This is a genomic window from Streptomyces sp. NPDC088157, assembly GCF_044741545.1.
Taxonomy (GTDB): Bacteria; Actinomycetota; Actinomycetes; order Streptomycetales; family Streptomycetaceae; genus Streptomyces.
This window is the reverse complement of the sequence record NZ_JBIUSU010000013.1, coordinates 75,972-88,425: the sequence shown is the minus strand read 5'-3', so window position 1 is coordinate 88,425 and position 12,454 is coordinate 75,972. Positions and strand designations below refer to the sequence as shown.

At 72.2% G+C, this 12,454-nt stretch carries 10 protein-coding genes; 2 read left to right on the top strand and 8 right to left on the bottom strand.

Annotation, left to right across the window (positions count from 1 at the left end; translation table 11 throughout):
• Positions 1–242 precede the first annotated feature (242 nt).
• Positions 243–1,004, top strand: a complete 762-nt coding sequence (locus tag ACIPFH_RS38995; protein WP_401834136.1) for a GntR family transcriptional regulator — start codon at positions 243–245, stop codon at positions 1,002–1,004.
• A 127-nt stretch (positions 1,005–1,131) separates the two neighbouring features.
• Here ACIPFH_RS38995 and ACIPFH_RS38990 read toward each other — a convergent pair whose 3' ends face one another.
• The gene (locus tag ACIPFH_RS38990; RefSeq protein ID WP_401834134.1) at positions 1,132–2,289 is read right to left on the bottom strand and encodes an ROK family transcriptional regulator; all 1,158 of its coding nucleotides are present in this window, start codon (positions 2,287–2,289) and stop codon (positions 1,132–1,134) included.
• A gap of 382 nt (positions 2,290–2,671) precedes the next feature.
• On the opposite strand from ACIPFH_RS38990, the gene ACIPFH_RS38985 reads away from it, so the two are divergent.
• Positions 2,672–3,043, top strand: a complete 372-nt coding sequence (locus tag ACIPFH_RS38985; RefSeq protein ID WP_401834131.1) for a hypothetical protein — start codon at positions 2,672–2,674, stop codon at positions 3,041–3,043.
• A gap of 197 nt (positions 3,044–3,240) precedes the next feature.
• Here the strand turns inward: ACIPFH_RS38985 and mug are convergent, their stop codons facing one another.
• The 7 genes from mug to ACIPFH_RS38950 form a co-directional block, all read right to left on the bottom strand.
• Entirely contained in the window at positions 3,241–3,786 is a 546-nt protein-coding gene (mug, locus tag ACIPFH_RS38980) for a G/U mismatch-specific DNA glycosylase (RefSeq protein ID WP_401834306.1), read from the bottom strand.
• On the bottom strand, positions 3,783–5,225 hold the full coding sequence (gene purB, locus ACIPFH_RS38975) for an adenylosuccinate lyase (RefSeq protein ID WP_356250870.1): 1,443 nt from the start codon (positions 5,223–5,225) through the stop codon (positions 3,783–3,785). The genes mug and purB overlap by 4 nt, the downstream gene beginning before the upstream one ends.
• A gap of 509 nt (positions 5,226–5,734) precedes the next feature.
• Positions 5,735–6,514, bottom strand: coding sequence for an SGNH/GDSL hydrolase family protein (locus ACIPFH_RS38970; protein ID WP_401834129.1), 780 nt, complete (start codon positions 6,512–6,514; stop codon positions 5,735–5,737).
• A 65-nt stretch (positions 6,515–6,579) separates the two neighbouring features.
• Positions 6,580–7,617 (bottom strand): hemolysin family protein, encoded by a 1,038-nt coding sequence (locus tag ACIPFH_RS38965; RefSeq protein ID WP_356250864.1) that lies wholly within the window; start codon positions 7,615–7,617, stop codon positions 6,580–6,582.
• Positions 7,614–8,954, bottom strand: coding sequence for a hemolysin family protein (locus tag ACIPFH_RS38960; protein WP_401834128.1), 1,341 nt, complete (start codon positions 8,952–8,954; stop codon positions 7,614–7,616). The genes ACIPFH_RS38965 and ACIPFH_RS38960 overlap by 4 nt, the downstream gene beginning before the upstream one ends.
• A gap of 205 nt (positions 8,955–9,159) precedes the next feature.
• Positions 9,160–9,585: a GNAT family N-acetyltransferase gene (locus tag ACIPFH_RS38955; protein ID WP_356250858.1), complete on the bottom strand. Its 426-nt coding sequence runs from the start codon at positions 9,583–9,585 to the stop codon at positions 9,160–9,162.
• Between the two features lie 299 nt (positions 9,586–9,884).
• Positions 9,885–12,452 carry an ABC transporter permease gene (locus ACIPFH_RS38950; protein ID WP_401834126.1) on the bottom strand — a complete coding sequence of 856 codons (2,568 nt, stop codon included), beginning with the start codon at positions 12,450–12,452 and terminating at the stop codon, positions 9,885–9,887.
• Between the last annotated feature and the right edge of the window lie 2 nt (positions 12,453–12,454).

Genomic DNA, 12,454 nt, shown 5'->3' with positions numbered 1-12,454 from the left:
CTTGGGACGGTGTCCGGTTCCGCGTTGTACGACGGGGACTTTGCCGCGGTGTCACGAGAACGCGCCCTCACGAACGCTCCGTTAACGCTTTCCGACCGGAGTCCCCGAGGCCCGCCAAGGGATCGAGGATTGGTCTTGACCAAGGGTGGAGGCCGCCCTATGGTCGCAGAGAAGTACAACAACCTTTAATAAACAAGGGCGCGAAAAAACGCCGCGGGACCACGGCGATTGCGGAGGACAGGGTGGGGACCACGCAACTGGAATCGGTACCGGAACCGAAGTACTGGCATCTCAAGACCGTGCTCAGCGAGGCACTCGACTCGGAATTCACCGTGGGCGAGATCCTCCCCAACGAGCGTGACCTGGCCGCCCGCTTCGGCGTCGCCCGCGCCACGCTGCGCCAGGCACTGGAGCAGCTCGAACTGGAGGGCCGGCTCCAGCGCCGCCGTGGCGTCGGCACCACCGTCGCTCCGCCGCGGATGGGGGTCGCCGTCGGCACCGGGCAGCAGGTCTGGCCGGGCACGGGCGACGACGCCTGGCAGACCGTCGACTGCGCGCTCGCGACTCCGCCCGCGGTCGTCGCCACCGCACTGGAGACCGCGCGCGACCGGGCCGTGCACATCGTGCGCCGTTCGCGCGTCTCGCACGGCCAGCCCGTCGCCGCCGAACTGCTCTACGTCCCCGGGACATCGGTGCCCGACCTCACCGCGATCGACGCGCCCTCCGAAGCGGCACGCGCGCGTGCGGTACTGCGCGAACTCCAGCGACTGGAACTCCAGGGCCAGGACCGCGCCGTGGAGCTGGGCTCGGCCCGCGCGGACGACGCCAGGGAACTCGACCGGCTCCCCGGCGCACCCGTCCTCGTCGTCACCACCCGCTTCTTCGCCGAGGGGCGCACCGCGGCCCTCTCCGTCGCGACCTACCGCGCCGACACCTGCCGGCTGACGTTCGGCGCGTCCGGCGGCGTGGAGATACACCACGGGCCGGAGCGGCAGGCCTCCTGAACACCCCGTCCGCCCCGGCCGCCACACGGCAGGCTCCCTGAACAGCCTGCACCCGGCCGCCGGGCGGACGCCTCCACCGCGCCCCGGAACTCCACCGGGGCGCGTGCGTCGCACCGGTGACGGAGGGTCAGCGCCGCGCCGTCACCGTCCCCTCGACCGCGAACAACTGCTCCTCGACGTGATCGAGCGCGAGCCGCAGCGCCCCCGTCGCCACCGCCGCCTCACCGAGCAGCGACAGGGCCACCTTCGGCGGCCGCAGACAGTAGCGCGCCAGCTCGCGCCGCAGCGGCTCCAGCACACCGTCCAGACCGGCCGCCCAGCCGCCCACCACGACCAGCTCCGGATCGAGCGCCAGGACCAGCGCGGCCACGTCGTGGACGAGCCGCTGGATGAAGCGGTCCACCGCCGCCCGGGCCTGCTCGTCCCCTTCACGGGCCTGCGCGAAGACCTCCGCGACCGCCCGCTCGTCCAGCGGATGCAGCGGCTCGTCCGTCATGGACAGCAGCGTCTCCGGTGTCACCTCCCGGCCCAGCAGATGCAGCGCCCCGATCTCCCCGGCCGCCCCGCCGTACCCCCGGTGCAGCCGCCCCCCGATCAGCGAGCCGGCGCCCGGGCTCAGCCCCGCCAGCACGAAGACGACGTCGTCGGACTCGGTGGCCGACCCCTTCCAGTGCTCGGCCACGGCCGCCGCGTTGGCGTCGTTCTCCACCAGCACCGGACATTTGAAGGACCGGCTCAGCCGCTCGCCCAGCCGCAGTCCCGTCCACTCGGGCAGCGCGGTGCTCAGCCGAACCGTCCCGTCCGCCTCCACGATCCCCGGCGTGGCGACGCCCACGGCCCGCAGCGAGCTGCGCGGGACGCCGGCCCTGCGCAGCAACTCGGCGACCGCGCTGCGCAGCCGCTCCAGCCGTTCGTCCGCCGGCGCCGCCTCGTCGACCTCCTTGGCCTGCGCGCCCAGCACCCGGCCGTCCAGGTCGGCCAGCAGCGCGGCCACGCGGTGCGAGCCGATCTCCAGCCCCAGCAGGTGCCCGGCCTCGGCCCGGAACCGGAACCGGCGCGCCGGCCGTCCCTGCCGCCGGGCGACACTCTCGTCGGCGGCCTTCTCGACGACCAGCCCCGCCCCGATGAGGTCCTCGACGACCCCCTCGACGGTCGGCCGGGACAGGCCCGTCACGCGGGTGATCTCCGTGAGCGTCGCGCAGTCCGCGGCACGCAGCGCGTGCAGCACCACCGCGGAATTGATCCTTCGCAGCAGCGAGGGATCCCCGCCGGTCAGCTGCCCCAACGTCCGTCCTTCCAGCTCGTGCGCGTGTTGGGCGGATCGTACTCGGCGCGACGGACCCCGGCGAGAAAGGAATCCGTACCGATATCTTCGGCAAGCGCGATCACCCCGGTGTGACGAACCCCGACGCGTACGCGGTGATCACCTCAGGGGGCCGGTTCCGCGCCCCGAGATTCGCCGGGCACCGCGTCGGCACGGGACGTGACCGCCTCCGTCCCGACGGCGGACCGGGCCGGACTGCCGCGCCAGTGGGATGCCCGCCGCCACGTCCGATCCGGGGACGGCGGCCGCGGCGGCGGCGTGGAGTTCGCTGCGCGGGGACGTCCGGGCGGCCGGTGGACTGACGGTCCGCCAATTGTCAGTGGCGGCGGGTTTACTGGAGCTCATGGACATCGACAGGTACCTCGGGCCCGGTCACCGTACGACGGCCTTGGTGACCAGTCACGGCCTGGTGGTCGCGGACGCCGCGGTGCGTCTCGCGCAGGTGGAGCGGTTCCACGAGCGGAAGGAGGACCTGGCCGGAGAACTGACGGAGAGATGGGGGGATCCGGACCATGTCGGCCTGCAGACGGTCCGGCTCCGGACGGAGACCGAGGAGATACCCGAGCCCTGGGCCGGGCTGAGCCTGCGGGTGGGCGAGGTGTACCTCTGGCAGGCGGAGGAGCACGGCCGCTGGGTGGCCCTGGGCGTGGCCGATCTCGATCCGTACGACGAGATACAGCTCCTGCTGGTCGTCACCGACACCGACCCGCCCTGACGGCCGGGCACACAGCCCGCAGCCCTGACGAATGGGTGCAAACGCACAGAACGAGGCCCTCAGCCCTGACGGCCGGGCACACAGCCCGCAGCCCTGACGAAGGGCACAAAAAGCACAGCGCAAGGCCCTCGGCCCTGATGACCGGGCACGAAGCACGAAGCACCAAGCCCTCTGCCCTGGCGGCCGGGCACAAGCCCTCAGCCCTCCGCCGCCACCCGTAGCCGCGCGAACTCCCGCGCCATCGTGGCCGCCGTCCAATGCGCGTTCAGGCCGCTGGGATTGGGCAGCACCCACACGCGTGTGTCTCCGATGGCCCGCTCCTGCGGGCCCACGGCTGCTTTGCGGTCGTCGAAGGCCGCCCGGTACGCGGTCACGCCCACCACCGCCAGCCAGCGGGGGTTCAGCCGTGTGACCTTCTCCGCCAGCAGCCGGCCGCCCTCCTGGTACTCCCGCGCCGTGAGCTCGTCGGCCCGGGCGGTCGCCCTCGCCACCACGTTCGTGATGCCGAGCCCGTAGGACAACAGCTCCCGCTGCTCCGCCGGCTCCAGCAGCCTCGGCGTGAAGCCGGACAGGTGCAGCACCGGCCAGAAGCGGTTGCCGGGGCGAGCGAAGTGGTGGCCGCTCGCCGCCGTCATCAGGCCCGGGTTGATGCCGCAGAACAGCACACGCAGGCCGCCCGCGACGACGTCCGGTACGAGACGGTCGCGGGCGGCCTCCAACTCCGCCTGGGTGAAGCGCGTCAGAGGATCGCTCCAGGGGTGTAACCGGCCGCCTCGGGACGCTGCTTCACGATCTCCTCGACACGGCCGACCACCGTGGCCACCTGGGCAGCCGCGGCACCCGTGAAGGACAGCTTGTCGGCCATCAGGGCGTCCAGCTGCGCCCGGTCGAGCGGAAGCCGCTCGTCCGCGGCCAGCCTGTCCAGCAGTTCGTTGCGCTCGGCGCCCTGCTCGCGCATCGCCAGCGCCGACGCGACGGCGTTCTCCTTGATCGTCTCGTGCGCCACCTCACGGCCGACGCCCGCGCGCACCGCGCCCATCAGCACCTTGGTGGTGGCGAGGAACGGCAGGTAGCGGTCCAGCTCCCGGGCGACGACCGCCGGGAACGCGCCGAACTCGTCGAGCACCGTCAGGAACGTCTCCAGCAGACCGTCGAGCGCGAAGAACGCGTCCGGCAGCGCGACCCGGCGCACCACGGAGCAGGACACGTCGCCCTCGTTCCACTGGTCGCCCGCCAGCTCGCCGGTCATCGACGCGTAGCCGCGCAGGACGACCATCAGGCCGTTGACGCGCTCGCAGGAGCGGGTGTTCATCTTGTGCGGCATCGCCGAGGAGCCGACCTGGCCCGGCTTGAATCCCTCGGTCACCAGCTCGTGCCCGGCCATCAGCCGGATCGTCTTGGCCAGCGAGGAGGGGGCCGCCGCGAGCTGCACGAGCGCGGTGACGACCTCGTAGTCCAGCGACCGCGGGTAGACCTGGCCGACGGACGTGAACGCCTGCGAGAAGCCCAGGTGCCCGGCGATCCGGTTCTCCAGCTCGGTGAGCTTGGCGGCGTCGCCCCCGAGCAGGTCGAGCATGTCCTGTGCGGTGCCGACCGGGCCCTTGATGCCGCGCAGCGGGTAGCGCCCGAGCAGTTCCTCGACCCGGCCGTACGCGACGAGCAGCTCGTCGGCGGCGGTCGCGAACCGCTTGCCCAGGGTCGTGGCCTGCGCGGCCACGTTGTGGGAACGCCCGGCGACGACCAGCTCGCCGTACTCGCCCGCCAGCTTGCCCAGGCGGGCCAGGACGGCCACCGTACGGTCGCGGACGAGCTCCAGCGAGAGCCGGATCTGGAGCTGCTCGACGTTCTCCGTCAGATCGCGGGACGTCATGCCCTTGTGGACCTGCTCATGGCCGGCGAGGTCGTTGAACTCCTCGATCCGCGCCTTCACGTCGTGCCGGGTGACCTTCTCGCGCTCGGCGATGGAGGCCAGGTCGACGGTGTCGAGGACACGCTCGTAGTCGGCGATCGCCGTGTCCGGCACCTCGATCCCGAGGTCCTTCTGAGCCCGCAGCACGGCGAGCCAGAGCTGACGCTCCAGCCTCACCTTCTGCTCGGGCGACCAGAGCGTGGCGAGCTCGGCGGAGGCGTAGCGTCCGGCGAGCACGTTGGGGATACGGGGCTTGGCGGGAGCGGAAGTCACGTGGAGGGATTCTACTGGCGGTTCGTGCAGGCCAGCGACACGGCCCCGCTCGGCGGAACCTACGAGACGGACGTCACCCCGACGTCACCCCGCCCCACCGGCGCGACCCGTCCCGGATCCGGACCGGGTGACGGAGCCACCGGCCGCACCGGGACCGACCGCCCGCGTGCGGATGGGAGCCGGCTGCGACGGACAGGTTGCGCGGCACCCCTGCGCCAGGCCCGTGCGGGACTCTGCGCCGGGCCCGCGCCCCGGGCCCGCGCCCCGGGCCCGTGCGCAGGAGTCAACGCCAGCCCCCTACGGCGGCCCCCTGCGCCAGGCCCGTGCAGGACTCTTGCCGGGCCCTGCGCAGGAATCCAACACCAGAGCTCTGTGCCAGGACGCCCCGCCACATCCCGTGCGGGACGCTCCGCCACACCCCGTGCGGGACTCAACGCCCCACCCCCCCCGTGCGGCACTCAACGCCAGCCCCCTTACGGCCCCCCGCCCCGGGCCCCGGCGCAGGACTCCTACGACGGGTCCTCGTACGGCAGCAGATCGGGCCGCTTCGGCGGCAGGCCGTCCCCCGAGGACCGGCCGGTCAGGCGGCGGCCTATCCACGGGATGAGGTACTGCCGGGCGAACCGCGCGTCCGCGACGCGCCGGGCGGCCCAGCCCGGCGGCAGCGTCGCCGGCATCGGTGTATGCCACTCGGCGTCCTCGGGGTCGTGTCCGAGGGTCTGCCACACCGCCTCCGCGACCCGGCGGTGGCCCTCCGCCGTCAGGTGCAGCCGGTCGACGTCCCACATGCGCGGGTCACCGAGCGACGGGGCGCCGTACAGGTCGACGACGAGCGCGCCGTGCCGTTGCGCCAGCTCCTCGACGTGCACGAACAGCTCCTCCATGCGCGGCCTGAACCGCTCCAGGACCGGCCCCTGACGACCCGGGCTGCGCATCAGCACCAGCTCCTTGCAGGCAGGGGTCAGGCGCTCGACGGCCTCCGTCAGCAGGCCCTTCACCCGGCCCATGTCGCACTTGGGGCGCAGGGTGTCGTTGAGGCCGCCGACGAGGGTGATCACGTCGGCGCCCATAGCGGCGGCCACCGGCACCTGCTCCTCGACGATCTGCCCGATCAGCTTGCCGCGGACCGCCAGGTTGGCGTAGCGGAAGCCAGGGGCACGGGCGGCCATCCGCGCGGCGAGGAGGTCCGCCCAGCCCCGGTACGAGCCGTCGGGCAGCAGGTCCGACATGCCCTCGGTGAAGGAGTCGCCGAGGGCGACCAGGCTGGTGTGTGTGGGATTCGTCTGCATGGCGACACAGATGGTAGCCCGAGTCCCATACCCAGCGGTCGGTCACCTCCGGTCCGTACGCACCCTCACGCCCGCTGCCCGAATAGCTCCTGCAACACGTCCTCCATGGTCACCAGACCGGACAACCGCCCGTCGGAACCGAGCACGGCCGCCAGATGCGTACGGCTGCCCCGCATCGCGGTGAGGACGTCGTCCAGCGGTGTCGCCTCCCGCACGCGCGCGATGGGCCGCATGTCCGCCGAACGGAACGGCTTCTCCCGGGGAGAGGCGTCCAGCGCGTCCTTCACATGGAGGTAGCCGACGATCCGACGGCCCTCGTCCACCACGGGGAACCGGGAGAACCCGGACTCCGCCGCCAGCCGCTCCAACTCCTCCGGCGTGACGCCCACGCGCGCGTAGACGACCCGCTCGAGCGGCAGGACGACGTCGCGCACCGGGCGGCGGCCCAGCTCCAGGGCGTCGTGCAGCCGCTCCAGGGCGCGGTCGTCGATGAGACCCGCCTCACCCGCGTCCTTGACGATCTGGGCCAGCTGGGCGTCCGAGAAGGCCGCGGCGACCTCGTCCTTGGTCTCGATCCGCAGGAGCTTCAGCAGGCCGTTCGCGAAGGCGTTGATCGCGAAGATCACCGGGCGCAGCGCCCGCGCCAGCGTGACCAGCGGCGGCCCCAGCAGCAGCGCGCTGCGCACCGGCTCCGCGAGCGCGATGTTCTTGGGCACCATCTCACCGAGCAGCATGTGCAGATACGTCGCCAGCGCCAGCGCGATCACGAAGGACACCGCGTGTCCCGCGCCCTCGGGCACGCCCACCGCGTGGAACACCGGTTCCAGCAGGTGCGCGATGGCCGGTTCGGCCACCACACCGAGGATCAGCGTGCACAGGGTGATGCCGAGCTGCGCGGCCGCCATCAGCGCGGACACGTGCTGGAGGCCCCACAGCACACTCCTGGCGCGCCGGTCGCCCTGCGCCCCCTCCGCGCCGGCGCCGTCCTCGAGATACTGCTCGATCTGGGAGCGGCGTACGGAGATCAGCGCGAACTCGGCGCCGACGAAGAACGCGTTCACGACGAGGGTCGCCAGTGCGATCAGCAACTGGATGGCGATCACTTTCCGGCCTCCTGTTCAGAACCCTCGGACGAGGCGAGCGGCGCGTGCAGCAGCACCCGCGCGGCCCGGCGGCCCGAGGCGTCCACCACGTCCATGCGCCAGCCGGCCACCTCCACGGTGTCGCCGACGGCCGGTATCCGGCCCAGCTCGGTGGCGACCAGCCCGGCGAGCGTCTCGTACGGCCCCTCGGGGGTGTGCAGTCCCACACGTGCGAGCTGGTCGGTGCGGGCCGCGCCGTCGGCCGAGTAGAGCGGGCGGCCGTCTTCGTCCGTGCCCGCGGCGGCCAGGTCGGACGTCTCGTGCGGGTCGTGCTCGTCGCGGACCTCGCCGACGACCTCCTCGACGATGTCCTCCAGCGTGGCCACGCCCGCCGTGCCGCCGTACTCGTCGATGACCACGGCCATCGTCCGCTTGCCGGACAGCCGGTCCAGCAGCCGGTCCACGGTCAGCGACTCGGGCACCAGCAGCGGCTCGCGCATGAGCTCGGAGACCGGCACGCGCGCGCGGCGCTCGGCCGGGATCGCCAGCACGTCCTTGATGTGCGCGGTGCCGACCACCGAGTCGAGGCTGCCGCGGTACACCGGGAACCGGGACAGGCCCGTCGCCCGGGTCGCGTTCGCCACGTCCTCGCAGGTGGCCGAGGCGTCGAGAGCGATGACCTGGACGCGGGGGGTCATCACGTTCTCCGCGGTCAGATCGGCCAGGTTCAGCGTGCGCACGAACAGCTCCGCGGTGTCCGCCTCCAGCGCGCCCTCCTTCGCGGAGTGCCGGGCCAGGGCCGCGAGCTCCTGGGGGCCGCGCGCGGCGGCGAGTTCCTCGGTGGGCTCCACGCCCAAACGGCGCACGATGCGGTTCGCGGTGTTGTTGAGATGGGTGATGAAGGGCCGGAAGGCCGCGCTGAACCAACGCTGCGCGTTGCCCACGCGCTTGGCGACCGCCAGCGGGGAGGAGATCGCCCAGTTCTTGGGCACGAGTTCGCCGACGACCATCAGGAACACGGTCGACAGGGCCGTACCGAGCACCAGCGCGACGGAACTCGACGCGGAGCTCGACAGACCGAGCGACTCCAGCGGCCCGGCGATCAGCTTGGCGATCGACGGCTCGGAGAGCATGCCGACCACCAGGTTGGTGACGGTGATGCCGAGCTGGGCGCCGGAGAGCTGGAAAGTGAGGTGCCGCACGGCCTTGAGCGCTCCCGGAGCGCCGCGCTCGCCGCGCTCCACCGCCCGTTCCAGCTCGCTGCGCTCGACCGTGGTCAGCGAGAACTCGGCGGCGACGAAGGCGCCGCACGCGAGTGACAGAAGGATCGCCACGAGGAGCAGCAGGACTTCGGTCATCGGGTCACCTCCGTCCCATGATCGGACAGGCCGGAGAGGGGCGCGCGATGTCGTGTGGGGGTCGTGGGGGTACTGGGAGGCTCGCCCATGGGCGGACGCTCACACCTTTCATGAAGTCATTGGGGGACCACGCGGATGATCCGCACAGTCCCCCAATGGTAAAGGATCGGCAAAAGGGCCGGGTGGCTGGTTGCCGGGGCCCCGGTCAGTCGCTGAGCGGCTTCACCCAGCGCCGCCACTTCTCCTCCGGCGCGTACCCCGCAGCGCGCCAGGCATGATGTGCCGTTTCGTTGCGGGTGAGCACCATCGCGTCGCCACGACGCCCGCCCAGCCGCACGAACCGCTCCTCCGCGGCGGCCAGCAGCGCCGATCCGACGCCCTGGCGGCGGCGCTCCGGGTGCACCGCCAGCCGGTACAGATGGCACCGCCATCCGTCGAACCCGGCGATCACCGTCCCGACCAGCTCACCGCCCCGCTCGGCCAGGATCAGGGCCCCCGGGTCGCGGGCGACCAGCCGCTCCACCCCGCTCCGGTCGTCGCTGATGCTCGTGCCCTCGGCGGAGGACTTCCAGAAGGCCAGCACGATGTCCAGATCGTCGGGGCCGGCGGCCCGCATCCGCAGATCAGTCATGGGCCGATCCCACCACGCGCGGAATCGAACGGATCACGAATTTCCAGCATGCGGACGGCATGACCGCCCGCGTGCGGCCGTCATGCCCGCGGTATGACGGCCCGCGTCCCGACGTCGGACCGACGGCATGTCCGCCCGGGTCCGGCCGTCATGCTGCGGCATCGCCGCCCGCGTCCCGACGTCGGACCGACGGCATGTCCGCCCGGGCCCGGACGGCATACCGACGACATGACGGCATGCGGGCAGCCATGCCGACTCGTGGGCGGGGCAGGTGGCTCGGTCTCCTCCCTGCCCGCGCGTCACTCGTGCGCGATCGCGGCCAGCACGTTCATCCGCGAGGCGCGCAACGCGGGCAGCAGCGCCGCCACCACCCCGACCACCGCGGAGCCCACCACGACCGCGACGATCGTGCCCCACGGGACGGCGAAGGCCTTCATGCCCTGCAACTCCAGCACCTGCTGTATGCACACGCCCCACACCAGCCCGAGCGCCAGCCCCAGCACCGCGCCGAACACCGCGATCACGACCGACTCCAGCCGAACCATCCGGCGCAACTGCCGCCGGCCCAGCCCGATGGCACGCAGCAGTCCGATCTCCCGGGTCCGCTCCACCACCGACAGCGCCAGGGTGTTCACCACACCGAGCACCGCGATCACGATCGCGAGCCCGAGCAGGGCGTACACCAGGTACAGCAGGACGGCGATCTGGTCGTGCACCAGCTTCTTGTAGTCGGCCTGGTCACGCGCCTGCACCTGCGGATACGCGTCGAGCGTCTTCTCCAGGCGGGGACGCAACTGGTCGCCGGTCGTGCCGGAGGCCGCGTTCACGTACAGCGCGGAGTCCTGCCCGTCGGGTACGTACTTCTCGACGGTGGCGATGCCGAGGAACAGCCCGCCCTGCATGCCGAACCCGTCGCCGGTGTCCTGATCGGTGAGCGCGCCCACCTTCAGGGACGTGGTCCGGCCGCCGGGGAACTGCACCGGCAGCACGCTGCCCAGCCGCACGCCGTGGTCCTCGGCGAAGTCGACGTCCATGCCGATGGCGCCGTCGGCCAGCGCGGCCGCCGTGCCACCCTCGGCGTACGTGACGTGCGCGACGTCGTCGACCCGGTCGTCGTAGCCGGTGGCGGTCGTCTCTACGCGCTTGCCGTCGGGCAGCCGTACGGCGACCGGCGCGAACCGCTGCCGTACGACGAGGCCGACCCCCTCGGTGTCGCGCACCGCGTTCGTGACCTCCGTGGAGAACGGCGTGAAGTTGGCGTTCTGGATGACGAAGTCGGCGCCCAGGGTCTTGTCGATCTGCTGGTCGAAGGACTTGGACATCGAGGCGCTCGCCACCGACATCCCGCCGACCAGGGCGAGGCCCACCATCAACGCGGCCGCCGTGGCCCCCGTACGGCGCGGGTTGCGCAGGGCGTTGCGCTGGCTCATCCGGCCGATCGAGCCGAACAGCGCGGGGAAGGCGCCGCCGAGGACGCGGATCACCGGGCGGACGAGAAGCGGGCCCGCGATGACGGTGGCGATGAGCGTGAGTACGACGCCCAGGCCCAGCAGGGAGGCCGCGGACGCCGTCTTCGAGGAGGTCGCGCAGCCGGCCAGCGCGGCCACGCCCAGCGCACCGACGACCGTGCCCACCACCGCGCGCACCTTGAGCGGGCGGCCCACTCCGGCGATGTCGGCGTCCGCGAGGGCCGCCATCGGCGACACGGTCGCGGCGCGCCGGGCCGGGAGATAGGCCGCCACGAAGGTGACGCCGACGCCGACGACGTACGCCGACACCGGGGTCGCCCAGCCGACGACCATCTCCGTGGCCTTCAGGTTCATGCCGAACGCGCTCATGAGCTTGATCAGCCCGGCCGCCAGACCGATGCCGGCGGCGAGGCCGAGCGTGGAACCCACGAGACCGAGCAGCACCGCCTCGGTGAGCACCGAGCGGCGTACCTGGCGGCGGTCGGCGCCCAGGGCGCGCAGCAGGCCCAGCTCACGGGTCCGCTGGGCGATCAGCATCGAGAACGTGTTGACGATCAGGAACACGCCGACCAGGACGGCGATCCCGGCGAAGCCGAGCATCACGTACTTGATCACGTCGAGGAACCCGCCCAGGGACTCCGACGACGACTTCGCCTGCTCGTCCGCGGTCTTGACGTCGTACGTCCCGGCACCGATCGCGGCGACGACACGCTTGTCGAGCGCCGCGTCGCTCACCCCGCGCGCCGCGTCGACGGAGATGCTCGTGGCCTTGTCGGCCGCCCCCAGCAACTGCGTGCCCGCGGTCTCGGGGTCGAGGTAGACCAGGGCCGCGCCGGGGTTGGTGGTGGTGAAGGTGGCGATGCCGACGATCTTCACCTTGAAGGTGCCCGGCTGGGCCATCACGGTCAGTGCGTCGCCGATCTTCACGTTCTTCTTGTCGGCGGTGTCGGCGTCGAGCATGGCCTCACCGGCGCCCCGCGGGGCGTGGCCGGAGGTCAGCTTCACCGGGCTGCGGTCGGTGACGTACCAGTCGGTGGCGATGGTGGGCGCGCCGGTGGTCGGTCCGACGGACTCGTTGTCGCTGTCCACGACCGTGATGTTCTCCACGCTCACGTCCGCGTGGGCCGACTCGACGCCGTCGACCTGGGCCACCTTCCCGGCGAGGGAGGCGGGCACGGTCTGCACCGCGCCGGTCGGCACGGACGCGTTCAGGTCGTCCCTGGGCTCGACCGTCACATCCGCCGACGTGGACGCGAAGAGCCGGTCGAAGGTCCGCGTCACCGTGTCGGAGAAGATCAGGCTGCCCGCGACGAACGCCACCGACAGGACGACGGCGAGCGCGGACAGGAGCAGGCGGCCCTTGTGCGCGAGGAAACTCCTGAGTGTCGCCTTCAGCACCG